General features: G+C 68.8%; 21 protein-coding genes and 1 pseudogene. 17 read left to right on the forward strand and 5 right to left on the reverse strand.

The genetic code is table 11. The features are described from left to right. The first annotated feature begins 58 nt into the window (after positions 1–58). Both ACOGXI_RS17590 and ACOGXI_RS17595 read left to right on the forward strand, forming a co-directional pair. The gene (locus ACOGXI_RS17590; protein ID WP_419940239.1) at positions 59–328 is read left to right on the forward strand and encodes a hypothetical protein; all 270 of its coding nucleotides are present in this window, start codon (positions 59–61) and stop codon (positions 326–328) included. 43 nt (positions 329–371) lie between these two features. Further along, positions 372–2,429, forward strand: a complete 2,058-nt coding sequence (locus tag ACOGXI_RS17595) for a S9 family peptidase (protein ID WP_419940105.1) — start codon at positions 372–374, stop codon at positions 2,427–2,429. Here the strand turns inward: ACOGXI_RS17595 and ACOGXI_RS17600 are convergent. Continuing rightward, entirely contained in the window at positions 2,395–3,438 is a 1,044-nt protein-coding gene (locus ACOGXI_RS17600; RefSeq protein WP_419940106.1) for a GAF domain-containing protein, read from the reverse strand. The genes ACOGXI_RS17595 and ACOGXI_RS17600 overlap by 35 nt on opposite strands. Positions 3,439–3,750: 312 nt before the next feature. Between ACOGXI_RS17600 and ACOGXI_RS17605 the strand changes: the two genes are divergently transcribed. From ACOGXI_RS17605 to ACOGXI_RS17615, 3 genes are read left to right on the forward strand one after another with little or no spacing between them, the layout of a single operon-like run. After that, entirely contained in the window at positions 3,751–4,419 is a 669-nt protein-coding gene (locus tag ACOGXI_RS17605) for a porin family protein (RefSeq protein WP_419940107.1), read from the forward strand. Positions 4,420–4,466: 47 nt separating this feature from the next. Continuing rightward, a complete protein-coding gene (locus tag ACOGXI_RS17610) occupies positions 4,467–5,495 on the forward strand; it encodes a sulfotransferase family protein (protein ID WP_419940240.1) in 1,029 nt (342 codons plus the stop codon). Continuing rightward, entirely contained in the window at positions 5,492–6,628 is a 1,137-nt protein-coding gene (locus tag ACOGXI_RS17615) for an oxygenase MpaB family protein (protein WP_419940108.1), read from the forward strand. Before ACOGXI_RS17610 ends, ACOGXI_RS17615 begins: the two co-directional genes overlap by 4 nt. A gap of 3 nt (positions 6,629–6,631) precedes the next feature. Here the strand turns inward: ACOGXI_RS17615 and ACOGXI_RS17620 are convergent, their stop codons facing one another. Then, a complete protein-coding gene (locus tag ACOGXI_RS17620) occupies positions 6,632–7,945 on the reverse strand; it encodes a cytochrome P450 (RefSeq protein WP_419940109.1) in 1,314 nt (437 codons plus the stop codon). 470 nt (positions 7,946–8,415) lie between these two features. Between ACOGXI_RS17620 and ACOGXI_RS17625 the strand changes: the two genes are divergently transcribed. Further along, positions 8,416–10,707 carry a tetratricopeptide repeat protein gene (locus tag ACOGXI_RS17625; protein WP_419940110.1) on the forward strand — a complete coding sequence of 764 codons (2,292 nt, stop codon included), beginning with the start codon at positions 8,416–8,418 and terminating at the stop codon, positions 10,705–10,707. 408 nt (positions 10,708–11,115) lie between these two features. On the opposite strand, the gene ACOGXI_RS17630 is transcribed toward ACOGXI_RS17625, so the two are convergent. Beyond that, complete coding sequence (locus ACOGXI_RS17630) at positions 11,116–11,916, reverse strand: tyrosine-type recombinase/integrase (RefSeq protein WP_419940111.1); 801 nt, start codon at positions 11,914–11,916, stop codon at positions 11,116–11,118. A 118-nt stretch (positions 11,917–12,034) separates the two neighbouring features. On the opposite strand from ACOGXI_RS17630, the gene ACOGXI_RS17635 reads away from it, so the two are divergent. From ACOGXI_RS17635 to ACOGXI_RS17675, 9 genes and pseudogenes are all read left to right on the forward strand, one after another. Beyond that, positions 12,035–12,487: an alpha/beta hydrolase family protein gene (locus ACOGXI_RS17635; RefSeq protein WP_419940112.1), complete on the forward strand. Its 453-nt coding sequence runs from the start codon at positions 12,035–12,037 to the stop codon at positions 12,485–12,487. Continuing rightward, positions 12,484–13,311, forward strand: coding sequence for a tryptophan synthase subunit alpha (trpA, locus tag ACOGXI_RS17640; protein ID WP_419940113.1), 828 nt, complete (start codon positions 12,484–12,486; stop codon positions 13,309–13,311). Before ACOGXI_RS17635 ends, trpA begins: the two co-directional genes overlap by 4 nt. A gap of 78 nt (positions 13,312–13,389) precedes the next feature. Continuing rightward, entirely contained in the window at positions 13,390–13,662 is a 273-nt protein-coding gene (locus ACOGXI_RS17645) for a ribbon-helix-helix protein, CopG family (RefSeq protein ID WP_419940114.1), read from the forward strand. Then, the gene (locus ACOGXI_RS17650) at positions 13,659–14,030 is read left to right on the forward strand and encodes a type II toxin-antitoxin system VapC family toxin (protein ID WP_419940115.1); all 372 of its coding nucleotides are present in this window, start codon (positions 13,659–13,661) and stop codon (positions 14,028–14,030) included. Before ACOGXI_RS17645 ends, ACOGXI_RS17650 begins: the two co-directional genes overlap by 4 nt. Positions 14,031–14,059: 29 nt before the next feature. After that, entirely contained in the window at positions 14,060–16,453 is a 2,394-nt protein-coding gene (locus tag ACOGXI_RS17655) for a choice-of-anchor B family protein (protein ID WP_419940116.1), read from the forward strand. A 79-nt stretch (positions 16,454–16,532) separates the two neighbouring features. After that, on the forward strand, positions 16,533–16,988 hold the full coding sequence (locus ACOGXI_RS17660; RefSeq protein ID WP_419940117.1) for a CDGSH iron-sulfur domain-containing protein: 456 nt from the start codon (positions 16,533–16,535) through the stop codon (positions 16,986–16,988). A gap of 3 nt (positions 16,989–16,991) precedes the next feature. Continuing rightward, positions 16,992–19,292: an acyl-CoA dehydrogenase gene (locus tag ACOGXI_RS17665; protein WP_419940118.1), complete on the forward strand. Its 2,301-nt coding sequence runs from the start codon at positions 16,992–16,994 to the stop codon at positions 19,290–19,292. A gap of 113 nt (positions 19,293–19,405) precedes the next feature. Next, a pseudogene (locus ACOGXI_RS17670) lies at positions 19,406–19,608 on the forward strand (type II toxin-antitoxin system HicA family toxin). Continuing rightward, entirely contained in the window at positions 19,605–19,823 is a 219-nt protein-coding gene (locus ACOGXI_RS17675) for a type II toxin-antitoxin system HicB family antitoxin (protein WP_419940119.1), read from the forward strand. The pseudogene ACOGXI_RS17670 and the gene ACOGXI_RS17675 overlap by 4 nt, the downstream one beginning before the upstream one ends. Before the next feature lie 26 nt (positions 19,824–19,849). On the opposite strand, the gene ACOGXI_RS17680 is transcribed toward ACOGXI_RS17675, so the two are convergent. Beyond that, a complete protein-coding gene (locus ACOGXI_RS17680; protein WP_419940120.1) occupies positions 19,850–20,845 on the reverse strand; it encodes an ADP-ribosylglycohydrolase family protein in 996 nt (331 codons plus the stop codon). Beyond that, positions 20,842–22,671, reverse strand: coding sequence for an NFACT RNA binding domain-containing protein (locus ACOGXI_RS17685; protein ID WP_419940121.1), 1,830 nt, complete (start codon positions 22,669–22,671; stop codon positions 20,842–20,844). The genes ACOGXI_RS17680 and ACOGXI_RS17685 overlap by 4 nt, the downstream gene beginning before the upstream one ends. A gap of 61 nt (positions 22,672–22,732) precedes the next feature. On the opposite strand from ACOGXI_RS17685, the gene ACOGXI_RS17690 reads away from it, so the two are divergent. Together ACOGXI_RS17690 and ACOGXI_RS17695 are read left to right on the forward strand one after the other, a co-directional pair. After that, a complete protein-coding gene (locus ACOGXI_RS17690; protein WP_419940122.1) occupies positions 22,733–23,338 on the forward strand; it encodes an HD domain-containing protein in 606 nt (201 codons plus the stop codon). Between the two features lie 201 nt (positions 23,339–23,539). Next, positions 23,540–24,088 (forward strand): LytR C-terminal domain-containing protein, encoded by a 549-nt coding sequence (locus ACOGXI_RS17695; protein ID WP_419940123.1) that lies wholly within the window; start codon positions 23,540–23,542, stop codon positions 24,086–24,088. The last annotated feature ends 23 nt before the right edge of the window (positions 24,089–24,111 follow it).

Genomic DNA, 24,111 nt, shown 5'->3' on the forward strand with positions numbered 1-24,111 from the left:
ACCGAACTGGTTGGCGGGGACGCGCAGGCGGCAGATCACGGTGCGCGTCCCCCATGCGATGGTCGAAGCCCTGGACGCCGCGGCATCAACGCTGAGGCGAAGCCGGGCGCATGTCGTTCGCCACGCCCTGGAGCGATATCTGGATATCTGGAAGATTTCGACGACCTGGCGGTCGCCGAGGAGCGGCTGCGCGATCCCGGCGATCCCGTGCTCGACTGGGATGACGTCAAGGTTGGCCTGCTTCATCCGCCGCCGTAGCCGACGGTCCGTCGCAACCCCTTTCCGGCTGGCCGCTCCTTCGCATATCTCCGATACTGACAGGTACTGACAGGCCCGACCCCGGGCCGGTCACGAAGCCGAAGGAGCGAAGGATGAAGACGACGTTCGGATGCGCCGCCCTGTTGACAGCCATCGCCGCCGGAGCGCTCGCCGCGGACGCGGCGGCCCAGACCCGCCGGCTGTCGCTCGACCACTACATGGACATGGAGTCGGTCTCCAACCCCCGGATCTCGCCGGACGGATCGAAGATCGTCTACACCCGCGGCTGGGTGGACAAGGTCAACGACCGGCGCGAGTCGTCCCTCTACATGATGAACGCGGACGGGAGCCGGAAGCGGGCGCTCGTCGACGGCGGCGGAGCGCGCTGGTCCCCCGACGGCACGCGCATCCTGTTCACGGCAGCGGGCGAGCCCTCCGGGAGCCAGATCTTCGTGCGCTGGATGGACGAAGAGGGCGCCACGACCCAGATCACCCGCCTCGAGAACGGACCGTCCTCACCCCGCTGGTCGCCCGATGGAGAGTGGATCGCCTTCACGAGCCGGGTGAACGACCGCGCGGACTTCGCCGGCGTCGACCTTCCCTCGCGGCCGGACGGAGCGACGTGGACCACCGGGCCGAAGATCGTCGAGCGCGCCGGCTACAAGCGCGACCGCCAGGGGTACGTCGACACCGGCTGGACCCATGTGTTCGTCGTCCCGGCGGACGGGGGCGCCGCCCGCCAGCTCACGACGGGGGACTGGAACCACGGCGGGATCGCCTGGAGCCCCGACGGGAGCGAGATCTACTTCTCCTCCTACCGGGCCGCCGACTGGGACCGGCCCGAACACTGGCAGGAGTCCGAGATCTACGCGGTCTCCGTGGCCTCCGGCGCGATTCGCCAGCTCACGGAACGGCGCGGCCCGGACGCGGGACCCGTTCCCTCGCCCGACGGCCGCCTCATCGCCTACAGCGCGGGGGACGAGCACCGCGACACCTACCGGAACAGCAGAATCCACGTCATGAACCGCGACGGGTCCGGCTCGCGGCTCATCTCCGGGGACTACGACCGGCAGTCCGGCGGCTTCCAGTGGGCGCCCGACGGGAGCGGCCTCTACTTCAACGTGAGCCGGGAAGGGTATCGGCAGCTCCACTTCGTCTCCGTCGATGGCGGCGTGACGCAGCTCACCGACGGGGCGCATCTCTTCTCCCTCTCCTCCTTCGCGGAGGACGGCACCGCGGTGGGCACGATCGCCACGGACCACGAGCCCGGCGACCTCTATCGGTTCTCCCTCTCGACCCCGGGCGAGGTCACCCGCCTCACGGAGGTCAACGCGGACGTGCTCCACGGCGTGACCCTCGGCGAGGTGGAGGAGGTCTGGTACGAGTCGACGGACGGCTTCCGGATCCAGGGCTGGATCGTGAAGCCGCCCGACTTCGATCCGGATCGCGAGTATCCGCTCATGCTCGCCATCCACGGCGGACCGCACGGCATGTACAACGGCGGGTTCAACTTCGCCTTCCAGGAGCACGCCTCGAACGACTACGTCGTCCTCTACACGAACCCGCGGGGAAGCACGGGATACGGGACGGAGTTCGCGAACGCGATCAACCACGACTACCCGGGCGCGGATTTTCCCGACCTCATGGGCGGCGTCGACGAGATGCTGCGGCGCGGCTACGTCGACGAGGACAACCTGTTCGTGTACGGCTGCTCCGGCGGCGGCATCCTCACCTCGTATATCGTCGGGAACACGGACCGCTTCCGGGCCGCCTCGGCGAACTGTCCGATCGTGAACTGGATGTCCGCGATGGGGACGTCCGACGCCATCGGCTACCTGCGCACCTTCGAGAAGCCCTTCTGGGACGATCCGGAGGAGTGGATGGACCGGTCGTCCATCTTCTACGTGGGGAACGTGACGACGCCGACGATGCTGATGACGGGGGAGATGGACCTGCGGACGCCGATGGGCCAGACCGAGGAGTTCTACCAGGCGCTTCACTACGAGGGCGTGCCGACGGTCATGGTGCGCTTCCAGGGGGAGTGGCACGGGACGAGTTCGCGCCCGTCGAATTTCCTGCGCACGCAGCTCTATCTGAGGAAGTGGTTCGAGAAGTGGGGGACGCAGCGCGCCTCGGTCACGACGGAGGACGGGGAGGACGACGGCTCTTGAGTGTTCCTGGCGGCAGAGCGCCTGCCGCGGCCCCCGCCGCCGCGTGGGATTTCGTGGCGGACGAGGTGAGCGGCACGCGCAGTTCGTGGCTCACGATCGCGAGGAACTCCGTCCTCATCCGCTCGAGTTCCTCGAACGGCGCCAGATCCTGCATCGTGACCACGACCGACGCCACTCCGCCCTCCGGCGCATCGATCGGCGTGACGTTGAGCAACGTCTTGACGCTCCGGCCGTCGGGAACCGAGAGCACCACCTCCTCGCTGCGAAGCGTCTCGCTGCTGCTCAACTGACCGGCCAGCGGGAACTCGGACAGAGCCACCTCGCGCCCGTCCGCCCGCCGGAACGTTATCTCCTCCGGCAACCGCTCCAACGAGCGGTCCGGCATCCGCAGGCCCTCGACGATCCGTCTCGCCTCGCGGTTGAGCGACACGATGCCGCCGGTCCCGGCGTCGAAGACCACCACGCCGACCGGCGAGGTCTCCACCAGGGCTTGCAGGTCGGCCCGGGCCCGCTGCTCGTCCCGGTAGGCCCGCGCGTTGGCGATGGCCGTCGCCGCCTGCGACGCGAAGAGCACGAGCACATCTTCGTCCCCGCTCGCGAACTCCCCCCCGCCTTCCTTTTCCCCGACAAAGAGGCTGCCCACGTGCGCGCCGCGATGACGGATCGGAGCGGCCTGCCCGGTCTTGTACGGCAGTACCTCGGCGCTGAACCCGTGCGAGCGAAGGTAACCGGGGACGTCTCGCACTCTCAGCGCCTCCGGAAGGTCCCGCAGGTGCTCGAAAAGCCGTGGCCCGTCGGCCCAGTCCGTCATTCGTCGGTGCTCGTCCGCCGTGATGCCGGAGCCGATGAAGCGCGCGGGCCGGCCGGCCTCGTCGATGGTCGTGAGCAGCCCGAAGCGCGCCCCGGTCAGGGCGCGGGCGCGGTCGACGATCTCCTGCAGGACGGTGTCGAGATCGAGGCTCTCGCTGATCCGCAGAATGGCTCCGCAAATCACTCCTCTTTCGGGCATCCGGCGCGCTCCGGCGCGGTCACGCCTGGAGTATCGCCACAATATCACCAAAATGATCCCGGTCTATCGCCCACGGATCGCATTCGCTGCCCTATATTGTAGCAAGGATTGGACGGCAACAATGCGCTGTCCTCTGAACGGTGCTCTGGCCTCGGGCGTGGCCGCTGCCGAACAGGTCGTGCAACTGCCGGAGTCGTCAGATTCGAGCGCCCGCCCCAATGAAGCAAACCGCGCGGCGATGAGCCATCGGGACCCGTCGACAGGACGGGATGGGGAGCTTCATCCGACACTGAAACGCAGCAGGAGGACACGATGAAGAAGCTCTTCGTGGCAGTGCTCGCGCTTGTTTCCGCCGCCGCCATGCCATCCGGTGCCGCGGCGCAGATTACGCTTGGACTCCACGCCGGCCCAACATGGTCCCGCATATCGACGGCCGACGACGAAGTGAGGATGGAGAACCGCCAGGGGATCAACGCCGGCGTATCGCTCACCGTACCGCTCTCGGGCGCGTTCAGTCTCCGGCCTGGCCTCCTGTACAGATCGGCCGGGTCGGAGGCGACCACGATGATCGAGCAGGTATCGGTAAGCGCGGTCGCCGAACTCGCTTACCTGGATTTCGGCGTCCTGGGGAGGCTGGATGTGCCGATTGCTGGTCGCGCGGTGTCGGCGTATGTGCTTTTCGGTCCCTCGGTGGGCTACAACCTCTCGTGCGAAGCCGCCATCATCATCGATGGCACCCGGGCCGGGGGCGACTGCGGTACAACCATGGACAACGGTCCCTCAGTCGAAGGATCGGTGCCGGACTTCGATGTGGGGCTCTCCCTGGGGTGGGGCGTGAGCCTCGCGCTGAGCCGCTCCCTGCGACTGGGCGCCGAGGTCGTCTACACGCGGGGCCTCTCCAACATCGGCGACGCCGACGATCCGTCGCGCAACCGAGGGATCATGGCCCTGGCGGGCTTCGAGTTCACGCTCGGAAGCTGACCCTATTCACCCTCTGGTCCTCGCCAATTCCTACGGCTCCCGTCTTCATCGTCGGCACCGGACGGTGCGGATCGACGATGCTGTCCAACATCGTCCGGCGGCACCCGGACATGCTCAGCGTGTCGGAGTTCTTTACGTCATTGGGCAGTCGGGCATTATTCGGCCGGCGATTGACGGGGGAGGCGGTGTTTCGGCGACTCGACACGCTTTCCGTTGAAGGTCGCGCCCTGCTGGAGAACGGGTTTCAAGTTGACGAGTTCCTCTACCGATTCGGTCCGGGGTCGCGCTACCGACGGCACAACGTGCCACCGATCATGGGCTCCACCCTGCCCCACATCACGGAGGACGCCGAGGGCACCTGGGACGAACTGGCCCCGGTATTGCGCCACCGGGGCAAGGAAACGCTTGCCGACCAGTACCGGTTCGTCTTCGACTGGCTCGCGCACCGCTTCGGGAAGTCCGTCTGGATCGAGCGCTCCGGCGCTTCGCTGCCGTTCGTGGCGACACTGGCCCGGATGTTCCCCGATGCCCGATTCGTGCATATCCACCGTGACGGACGCGACACGGCGATGTCGATGCGGCAGCACCACTTCTTTCGCTGGCGCGTGCTGGCCGCCGAGAGAATGCGTCGGCTCGGGATCGACCCGTTCCACGAGCGCAACCTGCCCGGCACGAGTCCATGGGTTCCGCTGCTCAGCCTGATCTGGTTCAAGCTGATCTTTCGGGCTGACCGCTATCGGCGCGAAGTCATCGAACTTGCCTCGTTCGGCCGGTTCTGGAGCGACATGATAGAGCGTGGCGCGGGGTACCTGAGCGCCCTTCCGCGGGAACGGGTCCTCACCATGCGTTACGAGAGCGTCCTCGCCTGCCCGCATGAGGAACTGGCCCGCTTCGTCCGGTTCGTCGGCCGGGAGTTCGAGGATCCGGTGTGGATCGATTCCGCAGCTGCCCTGGTGCGGCCGCAAGACGCCCGCTGGCCGGCGCTTGATCCGGAAGAGCATCGGGCTCTCGCGGACGCTTGCCAGCCCGGCCAGTCCATCCTCGGCTACGGTTCCGGGGCGCGGGAATCGGCATGATCGAGTCGGGCTTGCCGGGCCTGTCGCCGCACCCTCCGCTCTCGCCGGAACGAATTGCTGCGGCCCGGGCGAAACACGGGCACTCCGCCGACCGGTACCTCGAATACCTGCACAAGGGCGATCACCTCGCCGACGACCTCGTTGACCGCTTCGCCGGGATGAGGCCCCGGGAGGGCCGCCGCATGTTGATGCAGGCCATCCACGAGGGGATCGATTCGGTGAAGAATCCACCGGAGGAACTGGTGGCGCTCTTCGAGCATCTCGATCACGTTCCGTTCTGGGTCGATTGGGGCGGGATGAACCCCGCGAGCGCAAAGATCATGCGGAACGCGCTGCTGCCGGCCATGTCGTTCGCGGTCTATGCGCTGCCCCACGCCTATCTCGCGACCGGCAACAAGCCGCTGGCGTTTTCACAGGCGCTGCTCAACAACACGGCCCGGCGCTATGCCGTCACCACGCGGTTCATCACCGAAGTCTTCATGCCGGGCAGCCTGCGGCGTCACGCCGATGGCTTCAAATTCGCGGTCGTCACCCGGATGCTCCATGCCCGCAGCCGCCGCCGCATTCTCGACTCGGGCCAATGGGATCTGACCGCCGGACTGCCTCTGAACCAGGCACACATGGCGATGGGAACGATCGTCTTTTCCCTCCTCGTCATCGACGGGATGCGGCGTCTGGGAGGCCGCGTCAGCACGCGGGAAACCGAGAGCGTCCTGCTGATTTGGCGATACATCGGCTACCTGTTCGGCATCCATCCCGAGATGCTCTACACGTCCGAAGCCGAGGCCCGGCACCTGATGGACGTGGCGTACAGCCTGGAATTCGATCCGGACGAGGACTCGAAGCGGCTGTGCAAGGCGCTGATCGAGGCCGCTCCGGACTACATGAAGATCGAGTCCGATTTCGCCGCCCGGATGTTCGTCCGCATCCTCTATGCGCTATCCAGAAGGCTCCTGGGCGACCGCCTCGCGGATCGGCTGGGGTACCCGCGGGAACGGCACCGCGCGCTTTGCACCGCCGGGATCACGCTGGCGTGGATCCTCGAACGCTTTCCCATGCTGCGGCCCCCGGGCCTGCGTCGCTACATGGGCGTGAGATTCTGGATAGAACAGGGCGACTACGAGGTTCGGTAGGGATCACGACCCCTGGCTGCGCCCACTTGCCCTGACGGGGAGACCATCCCTGAAAGCGTAGGACGCCAGGGTATTCAACTTCGGAAACTCCTCAGATACGAGATCGAGCCGCCACTGCTGGGCGATGCCCGCCAGCGCGCACGTCAGGTTGGTCCGTCCGAATGCCTCGCCGGCACAGCCGCGAGTCCCCGAGCTGAACGGCATGTAGGAGCAGCGCGGTCGCGCGGGCTGACTCTCGAGCCAGCGTTCCGGCCGGAACTCGTCGGCGTGCGGGAAGTAGCGTTCGTCCCTCGGAGACGGGAAGCAGAAGAGCTGCACATTGGCGCCTGCCGGAATGAAGTAACCGCCGACGGTGCAATCCCGCGTCGCTTTCCGTCCGAGATAGTAGGCCGGCGGGGCAAGCCGCAGCACTTCGGAAATCACAGCGCCCGTGTAGCGGAGGCGTTCGCAGTCCTCGAAGGTCGGCACCCGTCCGTTCAACGTTTCGTCGACCTCGCGCTCGAGCCTCTCACGCGCCACGGGGTTCCGCGCAAGGTAGTAGGTTGCCCAGGTGATCGTCGTAGCGGTCGTGGTCAGCGATGCGATCAGCATTTCGATGACGCCGTCGACGACTTCCTCCTCGCTGAAGGCGTGCTCTCCGTCCTCATCCGTCGCACGGGCCAGGTACGACACGAGGTCAAACCGGGACGTGTCTTCAGCGCGAGCGGACTGGACCCCCGCCAGGACCTGCTCGGCCAGCTCCCGGTACGCACCCCGGAGCCGCCGAAACGACGACAGGATCAGGCGGCGCAGCCGACGGCTCGGAAGCATGGCCGAGGCGATGTCGATGCCGCACAGCTTGAGCACTCTCCGCAGCATTGTTGCATCGACCTGAAGTGTGTTCCCGAAGAAGATCTCCAGGGAAATGGACAGGGTCAGTTCGTGCGCCGTCCCGTCCATGTCGAGGATTTCACCGTCCCTCCATTCGTCCCTCGTCGCCACCACCTGTTCGGCCATGATGGAGGCATTGGCGTCGAGCATCCTTCTGTCGAAGTACGGCTGGACGAGCCGCCGCCGCCGTTTGTGGTCCTCCCCGTCTCCCGTGATGATCGTAGGGCGGGGCAGGAGCAGGCTCCGCTTGTACATGAACCCCTTCTCGAAGGACTGCCGCTTCGCGTAGAGCACCTCCTCGATCAACTCGGGATCGGAGAGGAGGCAGAACTCGAAACCCAGGATTCTGTACCGAACGATGGGTCCGTATTCACGGTGGAGCCAGCGAAAGAGGCCGAGCGTATCCCTGTATCGGGCGATCAGGTTGCGGAGGCGGCGCCCAGCCACCAGTGGCGGCGGACTGGTTCGGTCGATGGCGGCAGGTACGGGTTCTTAGCTCCGTGTTCAAGTTGTCGAATCCGACCGGAGCGGCATGGTTCCGGAACCGGTCCGGTCTCTGGGCCACGCCAGCAATTCCGGGCGACCGGAGTGGTGAAACCATACGGCGACGCGTGCGCCAAAGTCAAAAGTGCAGGCGCCCAAGCGCCGGTCGCAAACCCACGGACCTTCCGGCCGTTTCCGCACCGGGGCCTCGTCGGCGATCATGACCATGTGGCGGTTGCCGCACAGCGCCCGCAACGGTGTCAATCGTCTCGCGCTTCTCGTTTCCTACCCCGGCGGCTTAGGCGACGGAACCTAACGCACACAGACTTGTAACCGAACACAAGGTCGTAGGCGGACGCCTTGTCTTCCAACCGACGGCGCGCCGTCCTAGCTTGGCTGACAACCATGAAGCTCGTCTCGAAGGAGGAACGCACATGGTCGGTCTGACCAAGCCACTCTTCGAGCGTCGCGTTCCTCATGTGGTCTCCATCTACGCGGCCGCGTCCTGGGGATTGGTCGAATGCGTCGCCTTCCTGACGGACGAGTTTCTCCTTTCTCCCCACTTGCCTAGAGTGGCCGTGGCCACGGTCCTGCTCTTGGTGCCGACCGTAGTCATGCTCGCGTGGTACCACGGCCGGCCCGGGCGTGATGAAGTGCCGCTGGCGGAGAAAATCGGAGTTCCCGCGAACGTGATCCTCGCGGCCGTCGTGCTCCTGGTTCTCTTTGGCGGCGCGGATCTCAGGTCGGCGACGACGGCCGTCGCCGTCGAGACGGAGAGCGGAGAGACGGTCCAACGCGCTGTGGCGAAGCCGGAGTACCGGAAGCGCACGGCCCTGTCCCGGTTCGACAGGGGATCGGGCCTGGACACGGACGAGGTCTGGCTCACCTACATGGCGCCGCTGGCCCTCGAATTGGATCTCGCCGTGGACGACTTCTTCGATCCGATTCCGGTCTCCGAGTTCAATCGGTATCTGTCGGAATTCGAGCTTCCCGCTTCGGGCGACGTGCCGCTGGCGCTCAAGCGCGACGTGGCGGAGCAGTTCCGCGCGACGTTCATCGCCGCCGGCGTCGTCGATCGGGTGGGAGACGAGTATCGGGTGACACTGATGCTCCACAACGCGGAGAATGGCTCGCTGGTCAGCGAAACGGTGCACCAAGGCCCGGACTTTTTGGCGCTCATCGATCAGATGTCGGACACTCTCGCGGAGGCTCTTGACATCCCCGACCGGGACGAGATCGACGATCTTCCGGTTCGGCAGCGGCTCACCGAGGATGAAGCGGCCTTCGAGGCGTTTGGCCGCGCCTATGCGAAGCTGCTCTCCGATCCGCCGGACCTCGATCGCGCGCTCGAGGGGCTGAGCGCTGCGGTCGTCCTTGATCCGACATTTGCGATGGCGCAGTACCGCCGGTCGCTGGTGTTCCTGGACGCCAACCGTCCGGACGAAGCCGTCGCGGCGATGCAGGCGGCCATCGACCACGTCTACCGGCTCCCGGAACGGCTCCGCTTCCAGGCAAAGGCCGACTATTACTTCCTGACGGACCAGCAGGAGCTGGGGTTTGCCGTTATCGAGATGTGGGTCGCGCTCCATCCGGAGGATCCGGCCGCCCTCAGCCAATACGCCCTCGTTCAGTGGCTCCGGGGAGAGCGGGAGGAGTTGATCCAGACGTACCGGACGCTGCACCGGCTGAGTCCCGCCGACCATTCACTCCTCAAGGCTCTGGCCAGAGTTCACGAGGCGCTGGGCGAAGCCGACCAGGCCCTGGCGGCGCTGGCGCTGTACGTGGAACGGTCTCCGGAGGACTACACGGGCTACATGGAGATAGCCCGCATCCAGCGGCGTCGGGGAGCACACGGCACCGCGCGCGAGCATCTCGAGCGGGCGGTTGTCGTCGAACCCCTCAACCCGGAGCCGGTGAACGCACTCGCGTCGCTCGATCTCGACCTGGGCCGCTTCGAGGAAGCGCTGGCGGGATATGAGCGGGCGCAGCGCTTGGCGCGTGCACCCAGGCAGAGGGCCGCCGCGCTCGACGAACTGAGGGAGTACTACAGGTTCCGCGGCCAGATGGAGGACGCGATCCGGACGGCGGAGGCCTGGCGCGCCGAGGCCTCCGGTGTGTACTCCCCGCTTCAGATCGCCCAGCACAGGTTCACCGACATCGACGTCTATCTTGAGGCGGGCCGCTACAACGACGCCGTCAACCTGTTCGAGGAACTGCGGGATCCTCCTCCGGCGAGCGACTGGTTTGTCCGGCGTTGGGAGCTTCGCATCGCTATCGGAGCGGGAAAGAGCGCGGTGGCGCGCGATGCCTACCGCGACGCGCTGGAAAGTATCGAGGCGGCGGGTGCCGACGGGATCCGTCCGGCCCTGATCGGCGACCTCGGACGGATCGAAGAAATCGAGGGCGAATACGGACTGGCCCTTCGGCACTACCGGGAGGCGATGGCGGAGGATCCCAGCCTCAACTTCCATCGCCGGATCGGACGCGTGCTGCGGAAAGCCGGTCGCCTGAAGGAGGCCGAAGAGGAGTTGCGAGAGGCGCTCCGCCTGCGTCCGGCCGACCCGCGCGCCCAATTGGAGTTGGCTCGGGCACTGCGGGCGCGAGGTGATACCGCGGGAGCGCGGGAGCGCCTGGGGGGCGCGCTCGCAGCTTGGGAGACCGCCGACGAGTCCTACGAGCCCGCACGCGAGGCCCGCGCCATGCTGGCCGCGCGGGTGTCCGGCTAGCACTCCTGCAAGTCGCTTCAGCAGCGTACGGTCGACGGCAATACCGATCCGGGAACTCCGCCCATGACGGAAACACCGCACGAAAACGACAGTCATCGAACGCGCTGGGGAGGCCTTTGCATGGGAGAACAATAGATAGACAAAGTCGTCGAACCCAGAAGTGGAAACGTGGCTCTCCAACTCGTGATTGACGAGGCAACTGCTCGTGGACTAATAAGGGAACTGAATTACCTGAAGTTGGTAATGGATGCCATCTTCGGTACATCTTCGAGGGGGGCAGGCTTCCGTAATGAGATCGCATGGTGTTATCCTCCCAAGGGTCGTCCCCCACGATTGGGATTTCCCCGCAAGCACGACATTTTGTTGTATTTCGGGAAGCCGATGGACGGGAGCGGCGATACAAAGACTTTAAGGGTCGTCGAACATATCTTTCAGCCCCTTCCCGTGTGAGAAGCGCCGCGCGTCCTCGAGCAGCGCGATGGCTCTCGCGGTGAGAGGGACGCGATGAGTCCGGCCTGACTTCGCTCGCTCGGCCGGGACCGTCCACACGCGGGCCTCGATGTCCATCTCCGACCAGTCGGCCTGCCGGACCTCCCCGGGGCGGGAGGCGGTGAGGACCTGAAACTCGAACACCGCCGTGAGCGGCGGCCGGACATCGGCCGCGCGCACCGTCGCGACGGCTTGGGCGACCTCCCCGTGTAGGATGGCCTTGAAGTGCTTCTTCTTGACGCCGCCCTTCGGCAGGGCCGCGGCGGTCGCGTCGCCGGCGGGGTCGTCCGTGCGGTAACCTTCGGCGACGGCCCACTTCATGACGGCCCCGATCCGCTGCCGGACCCGCTTCGCCGTGGGCCGCTTCACGTTCCACATGGGAGTGAGGACGTGCATCACGTCCGTGGTCGAGACGGTGTCCACGGGCATCCTGCCGATGTGCGGGTAGGCGTAGGTCTCGAGAGAGGAGCGCCACTGCGCCTCGCTCGTCGAGCCCGTCCGCCAGGAGGCCCGGTGAATCGCGATCACCTTCTCAACGGCCTCCTTGAACGTCGGGATCCCGTTCTGGGCGCCCGGCTGGAGCGTCCGCGGGTCCCCGCCGGCCCGCCCCAGCTTCCGGAACTCGAAGGCGAGCTCGCGCGCCTCCGCGAGCGTCGTGTACGGATAGCCGCCCAGGCCGAGATCCACCCGCCGGGCTCGAACCGTCCGCGCCAGATCCACTGCCTTGACCCGGAGGGCCGGACGCGTAGGATCAGTCCGTGCTGGTCGCCGTACTTTCCGGGCGTCGTGACCGTGCGGACGAAGGCGGCCGTGAGTATGGAACGCCACGTCGTATATCGTGGGGAACACGGACCGTTTCCGGGCCGCCTCGGCGAACTGCCCGATCGTGAACTGGATGTCCGCGATGGGGACGTCCGACGCTATCGGCTACCGGCGCACGTTCGAGAAGCCCTTCTGGGACGATCCGGAGGAGTGGATGGACCGGTCGTCCATCTTCTACGTCGGGAATGTGACGACGCCGACGATGCTGATGACGGGGGAGATGGATCTGCGGACGCCGATGGTTCAGACCGAGGAGTTCTACCAGGCGCTTCACTACGAGGGCGTGCCGACGGTCATGGTGCGCCGCCAGGGGGAGTGGCACGGGACGAGTTCGCGTCCGTCGAATTTCCTGCGCACGCAGCTCTACCTGAGGAAGTGGTTCGAGAAGTGGGGGACTCAGCGCGCCTCGGTCACGACGGAGGACGGGGAGGACGACGGGCAGCGCGACGGGGCGGACGACGGCTCTTGAGTGTTCCCGGCGGCACAGCCCCCGCCGCGGCCCCCGCCGCGCGCGCCGGATCGCGGATCGGGGGCGCGTTCGAGGATCGGGACGCGGGGGCGGCGTTCATCCCCTTCCTGTCGAGCGGGTTTCCGAGACCGGAGGACACGCCGCGCCTGCTCGAGCGGTTGGCGGCGGATGGCGCCGACATCATCGAACTGGGGATCCCGTTCAGCGACCCGCTCGCGGACGGGCCGACGATCCAGGCCGCGAGCTGGCGGGCGCTGGAGCAGGGCGTGACGGTCGAATCCACCCTGGAGCAGTTAGCCGGGATATCGGCCGACCTGCCGCCCGTCGTCGTCTTCTCCTACCTGAATCCGATCCTCCGCATGGGAGTGGAACGCTTCCTGGCGCGGGCGGAGGCCGCGGGGGCGGCGGGACTCCTCGTCACCGACCTTCCCGTGGGTTCGCACCCGGAGCTGGAGCGGCGGTTGGCCGCCGGTCCGCTCGACCTCATCCCCCTCGCGGCCCCCACCACGCCGCGCGACCGCCTCGAGACCATCCTCGGCCACGCCTCGGGGTTCCTCTACTACATCTCCCGCCTCGGCGTGACGGGCGCGCGGGAGGCGCTGGACGCCGCGCTCGACGACCAGGTGAAACGGCTGCGCAAGACGGTGCGCCTGCCGGTGGCCGTGGGGTTCGGGATCTCCACCCCGGAGCAGGCGGCGGCGGTCGCGGGCATGGCGGACGGCGTCGTCGTGGGGTCCGCGCTCATCGCGGCGCTCGGCCGCAGCGAGGAAGCCTTCGGGGACTTGTCCGCCGCCCTCGCCGCGGCCGCGCACCGAAGCGGGTAGAGGGTACGCGAGACGCGCAGCCGGCAGGTGCTTGATGTGTCCGGGGTAGGGCCGTACCATGCTGGTATGGCCACCACTATGATAAAATCCACCTACTCACTCGATGTGGAGACGGTGCGAACGCTGGAAGCCCTGGCATCGCGGTGGAACGTTTCCAAGTCCGAGGTGCTGCGCCGGGCGGTCAGGACGGCGGCGGCGGAAGACAGAGGCGGCGCGGCCGGACCGCTGGCGGCCCTTCGCCGACTGCAGGCCGACGTGCTCGAGGACGGCGTGGACATCGATCGCTGGGTGCGCGACGTCATGGCCGAACGCCGTGCCTGGACGACGCCTCCCCACGCGGTCGAGGAATGATCCATCTCGACACGAGCTTTCTCATCCGGGCGCTGGTCGCCGGATCGACGGAAGACCGGCGGTTGAGCGGCTGGATCTCGGCGGGCGAAGGGATCGGCATGAGCGCCGTGGCGTGGGCGGAGTTCCTGTGCGGTCCCCTCTCGCCGTCCCGACTGCGAGTGGCCGACGCCATCGTTGGCCCCCGCGTCGATTTCACCGGTGTGGACGCCGTCGTGGCGGCCCGCCTCTTTGACGAGTGCGGGCGTCGGCGCGGATCGCTGCCCGATTGCATGATCGCGGCGTCGGCGCTCGGCGCCGGCGCACAGCTTGCCACGGCGGATGAGGCGGATTTCCGCCGTTTCAAGGCATTCGGAGTTCAACTGGCTTGACAGCTTCTGAAGAACGCGGAGCCGGGATGATGATGAGACGGGTTTTCCGGATCGTATTCGGCGCCGTTGCCGCGTGCGCGCCCGTGGCGGCGCAGGACGGCTTCGGCGCGGCGGTATGGGCGCCGGCGGCGGACGAGATCCTCGTCCTCAAGCCGGAGTTTGGTCGCGGGCCCGCGTCGGTGCTCGTGTTCGGGAAGGGCGACTCCGGCTGGTCGCAGGTCCAGGAAGTGTGGTCGGCGGGTTCGCTGCTCGGCGAGTCGTTCGGCCGGACGATGGCGCCCGTGGAGGGCGGGTTCCTCACCGCGAGCGGGGATCCGCAGGTGATGATCGGCGCGTACGGGTTCGCGCGCGGGGCCGACGGCGCCTGGGCGGAGTCGGGCACGCTGCCGCTCCGCGCCGAGGCCGCCGCCGCGCCCGAAGAGATGAGCATGGGCCGCGTGATGGCGATCCTGCAGCCGCCCGCGCGCGTCGTCGCCGCGGACGGGGGCGTGGCGCTCGTCTCGGCGCCGGGCGGGCAGGGCGCCGGGACCGCGGTTCGGGTCTATGCGCGCAGCGCGGACGGCGCGTGGAGCGCGACGGGCTCGCTGGAAGCCGGAGATCTCCGGGCGAGCGCGCGCTACGGAGCGGCGATGGCCGTTCGTGGCGGGTTCGCGGCGGTCGGGGCGCCGGGGCAGGGAGTCGCGGGCACCGTGTACGTGTTCGCCCGCGGCGCCGACGGGACGTGGAGCCGGGAAGCCGCACTCGCATCGTCCGTGCCCGGTCGGGGCGCCGGGCTGGGCGCCAGCGTCCTTTTCGTCGGAGATGACGAACTCGCCGCCGGAGCCCCGTCGGCGGAGGGATCGGCCGGCCGCGTCGTGCTGTTCGCTCGCGGGCCGGATGGCTCGTGGGCCGAGCGGGCGACGCTGATGCCACATGAATCGGGGCCGGGCCAGCGTTTCGGGATCGCGCTCGCCGCCGCCGGAGACGAACTGCTCGCCGGGGCGCCCGGCGCGGCGGACGGCCGGGGCCGGGTCGACGCTTTCACCCGCGTGGACGCGGACGGCCAGTGGCGCGCCGGCCGTTCCTTCTCGCCCGAGGACGCCGCCCTCGTCGCGGGCTTCGGATCCGCCCTCGCCCTCCGCCCCGGCCTCGCCGTGGTCGGCAGCCCCGAATCCGAGGGCAGCGCGGGGCTCGCCGCCGTCTACGAGTCCGCCGAGGACGGCTCGTGGTCGGAGCCGGTCTGGCTGCGCCCCGGGATGCCGCCGGCTGCGGTGACGTCGGCCGAGGTGCGCTGCGAGGACGACCGCGCCGCGGGCTTCGACTGCGCGGATGTCGACCTCCAGGCCTACCTCCCTCTCGCCTCCATCGGAGCCGAACCCGGGGAGCGGGTGAGCGACGCGTGGGGCTGGACGGACCCGGAAACCGGCCGCGAGTACGGCCTCGTGGGCCGTTCCGGCGGCGGCGCGATCATCGATGTCACCGACGCCGTCAACCCCGTGTATCTCGGCGTCATCCCCGCGAACCGCAGCGGCGCCCGCGACCTCAAGGTCTACGCCGACCACCTCTTCTTCACCGGGGACGGGGCCGGCGCCCACGGCCTCGTCGTCTTCGATCTCACCCGCCTGCGCGACGTGGCGAATCCCCCCGTGGAATTCGCGCCCGACCTGCGCTGGGACGGAATCGGGAGCGCCCACAACCTCATCATCGACACTGGCGCGGGCACCGCCTTCACCGTCTCCACGAGCGGGGACGGGCACACCTGCGGCGGCGGCCTCGTGATGATCGATATCCGCCAGCCGCTCGCGCCCGAGTTCGCCGGCTGCTACACGGACACCGAAGGGCTCATCTTCCAGGGGCGGACGCACGACGCGCAGTGCCTCGTGTACGACGGTCCCGACACGGACTACCGGGGCCGGGAACTGTGCTTCGCATCGAACGAGACCGCGCTCCGGATCGTCGACGTCACGGACAAGTCGAACCCGCGCCCGATCTCGGCCGCCGCGTACCCCGGCGTCGCCTACATTCACCAGGGATGGCTGAGCGACGACCGGCGCTACTTCTTTCTGGACGACGAACTCGACGAACTCGTCGGCACGACGGACCGAACGAAGACGATCGTGTGGGACGTGACGGATCTCGACGACCCCGTCGTGATCGCGGACTATTACGGACCCAACAACGCGACGGACCACAATCTCTACGTGAAGGGCGACCGGATGTACCAGGCCAACTACCAGGCCGGCTTCCGCGTCATCGACATCAGCGACCCGGAGAACCTGCGGGAGGTCGGGCACTTCGACACGACACCGTACGGAGCCGATCCTCCCGGTTTCAACGGGGCGTGGACCGCGTTCCCCTACTTCGAAAGCGGGACCGTGCTCGTGACGAGCATGCTGGAGGGCGTCTTCCTCCTCAGACCGAGGCGGACCGAACTCGTCCCCTGACGGCGGACACACTGCTGACGGCGGACCCACTGCGCAGGGAGATCAATGAGAGATCAATGAGAGATCAATGGGAGATCAGATGACGGCAAACGGATGCATCGTTCACTGCGGCGGCGACGGCCCGCTCCTCGTTCGAAGCCCACTCCGCGTGCGCATGCCGGGAGCGGAAGACGGCATCGCGAAGCCGAAGGCGGCCCTGTGCCGGTGCGGGAAGTCCGCGAACAAGCCGTTCTGTGACGGGGCGCACCGCGACATCGAATTCCGGGCCTCCGGACCGATCGACACGACCCGCGCGACGTCCGAGTCGGAGGCGACGTCCGACGAGGCGGCGGGGGAGGCGGCAGGGGAAGCCGTCGTCACGGCGCACGCGAACGGTCCGTTGCACTTCGACGGCGTCGTGGAGATCAGCGGCGAAGGGCACGAGGGGTCCGCCCGCTTCCTGCAGCCGTGGCTGTGCCGCTGCGGCGCCTCGAAGAACAAGCCGTTCTGCGACGGGTCCCACAAGGAGATCGAGTTCGAGGCGGAGGGCCTCTAACGCGTGGCCGAACCGGGGTCGCTCGCCTTTTTTCCGCTCCTCTACATCGCGTGGGCCGACGGGGAACTCGCGGCCGAAGAACTGGAACTGCTGCGCGGACACCTGCGTGAGGCCGGGGTGCGCGAGGGAGCCCTCGCCGAGTGGTTCGACCCCGAAGCGCCACCGTCGGCGGAGCGGCTCCTCCATCTCCTCGATGACGTGCGGCGGCGGGCGGCGGAGGTCTCGCCCGAGCGAAGGCGATCTCTCACGGAACTCGGCATCGCGATTGCGGAGGCCGACGGCAAACACCCGACGCCCGAAGAGCGTGCGGCCATCCTCCGCATCGAGGAGGCGCTGGGCCTGGGCGGTCCGGACGCGGTGGCGACGCTGTTTGACCCGGCGCGGCCGATCGCGCCGCTTCCCGACGTCCAGCCCCGGTTCGATCCGGACGCGATGGCGCGCTTCCTCCGTGGTCCGGCTCCCGAGACCCGGCAACGCGTGTGTGCGCTGCTTTCGGACGGCCGGTTCGAGACGGCGGTCGGTCTCTCGACGGCCGACTACCGCGCCCAGGTCTCGGCGTGGTGCCGGGCGCTGGCCGACGAGGGACTCGGGGCCCTCGGCTACCCCGCGGAGTTCGGGGGCGGGGACGATCCCGCGGCCTTCATCGCCACCTTCGAGACGCTCGCCTTCTTCGACCTCAGCCTGCTCACGAAGTTCGGCGTCCAGTTCGGGCTCTTCGGCGGCAGCATCCACCAGCTCGGGTCCCGGCGACACCACGAGAAATACCTGAGAGATGCGGGGACGCTGGCGCTCCCGGGGTGTTTCGCGATGAGCGAGACGCTGCACGGGTCCAACGTCTACGACATTCAGACGACGGCGGTCTACGACTCCGGGACGCGGGAGCTCGAGGTCCATACCCCGGTTCCGGGGGCGCGCAAGGACTACATCGGGAACGCCGCGCGGGACGGCCGGCTCGCCACGGTGTTCGCGCAACTGGAGGTCGAAGGGGAAGGGCGCGGCGTGCACGCGATCCTCGTCCCCATCCGCGGCGAAGACGGGGAGCCGCTGCCCGGGGTGACGATCGAGGACTGCGGCGAAAAGCTCGGCCTGAATGGCGTGGACAACGGACGCCTCTATTTTGATCGCGTGCGCGTGCCGCGCGAGAACCTCCTCGACCGCTTCGCGTCGATCGACGACGAGGGGGTCTATCGGAGTCCGATCGCGAGCCCGGCCCGGCGCTTCTTCACCATGCTCGGCACCTTGGTGAGCGGCCGCGTCGCCGTGGGGAGCGCGGCGCTCGGGGCGACGAAGGTCGCCCTCGTGATCGCGGTCCGGTACGGGGCCCGGCGTCGGCAGTTCGGGCCGCCCGGCGAAGCCGAGCGCATTCTGCTCGACTATCCCGCCCACCAGCGGCGGCTGCTCCCGCGCCTCGCCACGACGTACGCGCTCAATTTTGCCCTACACGACCTGCAGGCGGAGTACCTGGCGGCGGTGACCTCGGAAGCGGGGGACTCCGGGGAATCGGAGATCGGGAGCGCGGCGGACCGGCGACGCCTCGAGGCGGCCGCGGCCGGGCTCAAGGCCTGCGCCACGTGGCATGCGACGGACACCATCCAGGCATGCCGCGAGGCGTGCGGGGGGCGCGGCTACCTCGCGAACAACCGCTTCGCGGCGCTCAAGGCGGACAGCGACGTGTTCACGACGTTCGAGGGGGACAACACCGTCCTCATGCAGCTTTTGGCGAAAGATCTCCTCACGGGCTTTCGCCAGCAGTTCGGGGATCTCGGCGCGCTCGGCCTCGCGCGCTTCGCCGCTGGCCGCGCCCGCCGCGCCATCGCCGAGCGCAACTGGCTCATCTCACGGAAGACGAGTGAGGCGCACCTCCGCGACGCGGGGTTCCACGACGCGATTCTCGACGCCCGCCGCTCGGACCTCGTTCTGTCGCTCGCCCGGCGAGTCCGGCGCCGGGTCGCGCGCGGGATGACGTCTTTCGATGCCCTCACCGACTGCCAGCATCACGCGCTCACGGCCGCCCGGGCCCACGTCGAGTGCGAAGTCCTGCGCTCGATGACCGCGGCCGAGCGGCGGACGCCGAGTTCCGGCGTCGCGGAGTGGATCGAGCGCCTGCGTTCCCTCTACGCGCTCGCCACGATCGAGCGCGAGGCCGCGTGGTTCCTCGAGCAGGGCTACCTGGATCCGCCCAAGAGCAAGGCCATCCGCCGCACCGTCACCGCCCTCTGCGCCGAAATCCGCCCCCAGGCCATCCCCCTCGTCGACGCGTTCGACGTCCCCCGATCCTGCCTCGAAGGCTCGATCGGCCTCTGAGGGCGCCGCGTGACAGTTCTTCCGTGACGTCCCCGGAGCGCGTGAGCCGTCCCGATGATGGATGAGCGGATCTTGTCGGAAGAGACGCAGATTCACTTGTCCGTCGAGGGGGTATGCCGAAGGTAAGGGAGGCGATACGGTTGATAGAGCGGGATGGGTGGGAGTTGCTCAGGATTCGAGGAAGCCACCGACAGTACAAGCACCCCGAGAAGGTCGGACGACTGACCGTTCCGGGGAATGTGAACGATGACCTGGCCATCGGGACGTGGGGAGTATCCTGAGGCAGGCCGGGCTCAAGGAGAGACGCCAGCGATGAGATACGCGGTGGTTATAGAGAGAGCCGGAAGCAACTATTCGGCATACGTTCCAGACCTGCCGGGGTGCGTCGCGACCGGGGACACGAAGCGGGAAGTTGCCCAGAGAATTCGGGAAGCGATCGCCTTCCATCTCGACGGGATGCGAGAGGATGGGGTGCCGATCCCCAGCCCGCAGACTGCCACCGAACTGGTGGAGGTCCATTCCACGACGTAGTGCGAGGGCTTCCGGATTCCGACGACTCAGGTTGCGGGCCGGTGCGGGCGCAGGAGCTGAGCGGCGAGACCCGGGGCGTCGATCGGCCAGTACACCTTCGGACGCGGTCGCCTGACGCCGGGCCGGCCTGCTTCGGGGCGGCAGCGAAGGATCGCTTCGGTCCAGCGCGCGGGCACCGCGTCCAGCCCGTGCACCGCGCCCAGGAGCGCTCCGCAGATCGCGGCGTTCGTATCGGTATCGCCGCCCTTCATCACGCTTTCGATCACGCCCTCTTCGAGCGATGGGGCGTGTCGCAACTGCCACAGCGCGTTGCGGAGGGCGATCAGGACCCAGCCCATGTGCGTCATACAGTCATCCGGCGGCCCGCCCCCGGCCTCCTCGACGCACGCCCGCACCGCCGGGCAGATCTCCGCTTCGTTCGCCCACGTCAGGATCCGTTCGTACAACCCGTGCGGCGTCGGGCCGCGGTCGATCGCGTGAGCGAGCGCCATCGCGAAGAGGGCGTTCGCGTCGAGACAGACCCGATTCGGATGCGTGAGGCGGGCGTCTTCCCGCGCCCGGCGCGCGACCGTGTCGAGGGGGTGGGAGGCGCCGAAGATGCCCAGCGGGCTGATTCGCATCAGCGCCCCGTTGGCCTGGCTCTCGTGGCGCGGGTTCCCGAGCAGGCCGTCCCTGATCGTCAGGCCACAGTCGAACGGGTGCGAGTCGAGCCACTCCACGTAGGCGCCGTTGGCCGCCGCCGCGTCGTACGTCCCGCGAGCGATCAGCGTGCGGGCAAGCGCCAGGGCCATCTCGGAGTCGTCCGTCGGTTGTCCCGCCAGCGTGTCGAAGGTGCCCCCGTCCTCGAGGTCGCGGACCCCGTCGGGGTACCGGAGGCGGATGGCCTCGGGCGTTTGAAACTCGACGAGGCTGCCCAGCGAGTCCCCGGCCAGCTGCCCCATGAGGCATCCGCGCGCGCGGTCGAGCTTCGGATCCCGGGCGCGAGACGTTCCCGCGGGAACGTCTGCCGACGGCATGGTCATGCTTCCTCCATGCGCCGGACCATCGCCTTGACGAGATCCGAATCCGGTTCGACGAAGATCGTTTGAACGCGGTTCGGGGCCACCGTGCCCGGCGGAGACTTCCGCGGCTTGCGGACGTGCTTGCGGCGGGTCCAGACGACGGGGGCCGTGCGGTTGTGGCGCGCGCCGCTGTGGACCGCCGCCGCGGTCGCGGCCTCGAGCAGGTCGCGCCGCGGCGGATTCTCGTCCTTGCGCCCCCAGCGCAGAATGACGTGCGCGCCCGAGGCCTGAGAGGCGTGCAGCCAGATGTCGTCCGGCGCGGAGTGGCGGAACGTGAGGTCGTCGTTGTCACGGGGGCCGCGCCCGACCCGAATCTCGAGCCCCCCCGAGGACCGGAGCCGCGTGTAGGGTGTCCGAAGTTCCGGGCCGCCCGCCCGAGGTCCGCCTGCCGCGGGGCGCACCGGCTTCCCGCCCGCCGCGGCCCACAGCGTATCCGAGGGGCCGGCCTCGGCGAGCCGCTCGAGGTGGGCGTCGAACTCGGCCGCGCGCTCCCGCGCCGCCGCGATCGCGTCGGGCAGCCGCGCCAGCGCGCGCTCCCGGCGCCGGGCCTCGTCGAAGAAGGCCTCCGCGTTGGCGACCACAGTGCGGGCGGGATCGAGCGCGATCTCGCGCGGGGCGCCGCCGAAGTCCGGGAGCGTCACGGTCGAGGCGCCCTTCCGCACCTCATCCTTGCGGGCGAGGAGGATCTGGCCGAGGAGGCGGGGCTCGTCGGGCGGACCGGCCGCGGCCAGCTGCCGCTCGAGCGCGGCGGCGCGGCGCCGGTGCCGCTTCCGGCGGGCTCGCAGGCGTTTGCGGAGCCGTGCGGCCTCGTCCCCATCGTCGTCATCGGAGGCGGCCGCGGGGAGGGCCTGGAGGGCGGGGGCGGGGCCGCCGCCGGGCGCGAGCAGTTGCGCGGCCGCGGTCAGCAGTCCGGCGGCGGGCCCGCTGCCGGCCCCGGCGGGGTGCGGATAGGGCTGGGGGCCCCACGGGCGGTCGAGCACGAAGGCCGGCCGGGGCGGCATGCCCGGCGCATCGGACGCGGCCGGGCCGCGCGGGGGCGCCGCCGCGAGCGCGTGGAGGCCGCGATATCGCGCGTACGTCCCGGCCGTGTCGGCTGCGGCCAGGATCCAGTCCACGTTGAGCGCGCTCGTCCACGCCCACGTCCGCAGCACGGCCTGTCGGCGGTCAGCCTCGTCCCCGGCCAGCACGGCAGCCCATTCCGCTTGCGATGGTGGAGCGGCAACGGCTCGCCGCTCGGACGAAGGCGGCACATAGCGCGCCCCGCGCCGCAGCGAGCGGTCGCCCGCATCCCTCGCGAGTACCGCCGCCTCGATGCGCCACTCAGGGTCGGAATCGACTCCGGCCCCCCCGGCGTCGCGCGCCGCGGCCCCGGGCGCCCCGACCCCGGCTTCGGCGCCGCAGTCCTCCGTTCGCCGGCAATGTACGGCGTTCCAGCGGCGGTCCTGGAGTTCGATCGCGAGCATCTCCCACGGACGCCCCGCCCGGTCTCCGAACGTCAGGAGCAGGGCACGCTCGTCCGCCGGCGCCCGCGCGTCCAGGAGCGACAGCCGTCCGGTCCGCACCGCTTTCCCCTCCACCCCCGAGGCCGGCGCGTCGGCCCCGAGCTCGAGGATGTACCCATGCAGCGGGTGCAGCATCGCGACGAGCCGCGACCCGTCCTCGAAGGCGAGTTCCACGGCGCGCCGCCCCGACGCCATGCGGAGGCCGGCGATACGGACGCCCCGCCAGCGATCGAGGATCTCGCGGGCGAGGGTCCGGGCGAGGAGGGAGTCGTATCGGATGCCCATTGCAACTATATTCGGGAACCCGCGCGATCCCGACAAACTCCGCGATCGAAACGAACCTCACGTGGCCAAGCTTCACCCGATCATCCATGCGGCCGGCATCGAGGAGCGCCCCCCCGACTGGGCCGTGATGAGCCCCGCGCGCATCAGCCACGCCAGGCGGGTCGGCCGGTTGATGCGGGACTGGGCGGACGCCCTCGGTCACGACAGGCAGACGCGGATCCGCTGGCGCGCGACGGGCCTCCTGCACGACGCTTTCAAGGAAGAAGCCGTGGAAGCCCTGCGTCCTCTGGTCGATGCGGCGGAGGAATGGCCCGACCCCCTCCTCCACGGACCGGCATGCGCGAACCGGCTGCGCGCGTCAGGCGTCAATGATGAGCCGCTCCTGAGGGCCATCGCCTTTCACACCACGGGACACCGGGATCTCGACGCCCTCGGGCAGGCCCTCTACATGGCCGACTTCCTGGAGCCGGGCCGCATCGCCTCGGGTCAGGAGCGCGCCAGCCTGCGCCGCCGCATGCCGCACGACTGGCCCGCCGTCCTGGTCGACGTCGCGACCGTGAAGATCGGCATCCTCATCGACTGCCTGCTCCCCGTTTCCCGCGCGACCGCCGGATTCTGGGAGGCGATCACCGGTCCGGTTGTCGCAAATCGCAAAGCTGTTGATTAGATTGCCGAAGGAGCAGCAGCACGGGTAGCACGCAGGATGGTGCGAGGCAGGGTGGCGGCCGGGCACGGTCGACGGGTGGATGGGTGGACGACGGGAGGCGACAGAGTGCTTTCGAGGTCCAGACGACGGTCCAGGCGGGAGACCCGGCGGGGTCCCGAGGGTCGTACCCCCTATCGCAGGCGGCAGGGTTCCTTTCAGCGAGTGACGGCCGCATTCCGGGGACTGATCACGACGGCGGTGCTCATCGGCGCCGGCGCTCTCATCGGTCTCTTCTGGGAGGAATGGAAGGTCGTGCGACTCGCGGTTCTGGCCGGGACCGGATCGGTGTCGGCCGCGACCACGGAGAGTGCGCCGGCGGGCACGGCAGCCGCGGGGAGTCCGGCAGCCGCGGGGAGTCCGGCAACGGCGGGTGCCGCGACGGGGGAGACTCCGGCGCGTGAGAACCTGACGAACCGGATCAAGGTCGAAGTCCTCAACGGGGTCGGAGAGAGAGGGCTCGCGCGCCAGTTCGCCGAGCGACTCCGGCTCCTCGGGTTCGATGTGGTGGCGACTGGTAACGCCGACCACTTCGACCACGCGATCACACACGTCCTGGATCGGTCGGGCCGCCTCGGCGCCGCGGTGGAAGTCGCCCGCGATCTGAGTACGGACTCGCTGGCCGTCGCCCTCGAGCCTGAACTCTACCTCGACGCGAGCGTGGTGGTGGGGAGCGACTGGGCCGGCCTGCTCGGAAACATCGGAAGGGACTGAGCGGGACCGGCAGCCACCGCCTG

The organism is Candidatus Palauibacter sp., assembly GCF_965208055.1.
Lineage (GTDB): Bacteria > Gemmatimonadota > Gemmatimonadetes > Palauibacterales > Palauibacteraceae > Palauibacter.

Bases quoted from the DNA above. Each gene is read 5' to 3' on its own strand.
- ACOGXI_RS17590 (WP_419940239.1), top strand. From the start codon at position 59: ATGGTCGAAGCCCTGGACGCCGCGGCATCAACGCTGAGGCGAAGCCGG.
- ACOGXI_RS17595 (WP_419940105.1), top strand. From the start codon at position 372: ATGAAGACGACGTTCGGATGCGCCGCCCTGTTGACAGCCATCGCCGCC.
- ACOGXI_RS17600 (WP_419940106.1), bottom strand. From the start codon at position 3,438: ATGCCCGAAAGAGGAGTGATTTGCGGAGCCATTCTGCGGATCAGCGAG.
- ACOGXI_RS17605 (WP_419940107.1), top strand. From the start codon at position 3,751: ATGAAGAAGCTCTTCGTGGCAGTGCTCGCGCTTGTTTCCGCCGCCGCC.
- ACOGXI_RS17615 (WP_419940108.1), top strand. From the start codon at position 5,492: ATGATCGAGTCGGGCTTGCCGGGCCTGTCGCCGCACCCTCCGCTCTCG.
- ACOGXI_RS17625 (WP_419940110.1), top strand. From the start codon at position 8,416: ATGGTCGGTCTGACCAAGCCACTCTTCGAGCGTCGCGTTCCTCATGTG.
- ACOGXI_RS17645 (WP_419940114.1), top strand. From the start codon at position 13,390: ATGATAAAATCCACCTACTCACTCGATGTGGAGACGGTGCGAACGCTG.
- ACOGXI_RS17650 (WP_419940115.1), top strand. From the start codon at position 13,659: ATGATCCATCTCGACACGAGCTTTCTCATCCGGGCGCTGGTCGCCGGA.
- ACOGXI_RS17655 (WP_419940116.1), top strand. From the start codon at position 14,060: ATGATGAGACGGGTTTTCCGGATCGTATTCGGCGCCGTTGCCGCGTGC.
- ACOGXI_RS17660 (WP_419940117.1), top strand. From the start codon at position 16,533: ATGACGGCAAACGGATGCATCGTTCACTGCGGCGGCGACGGCCCGCTC.
- ACOGXI_RS17675 (WP_419940119.1), top strand. From the start codon at position 19,605: ATGAGATACGCGGTGGTTATAGAGAGAGCCGGAAGCAACTATTCGGCA.
- ACOGXI_RS17680 (WP_419940120.1), bottom strand. From the start codon at position 20,845: ATGACCATGCCGTCGGCAGACGTTCCCGCGGGAACGTCTCGCGCCCGG.
- ACOGXI_RS17685 (WP_419940121.1), bottom strand. From the start codon at position 22,671: ATGGGCATCCGATACGACTCCCTCCTCGCCCGGACCCTCGCCCGCGAG.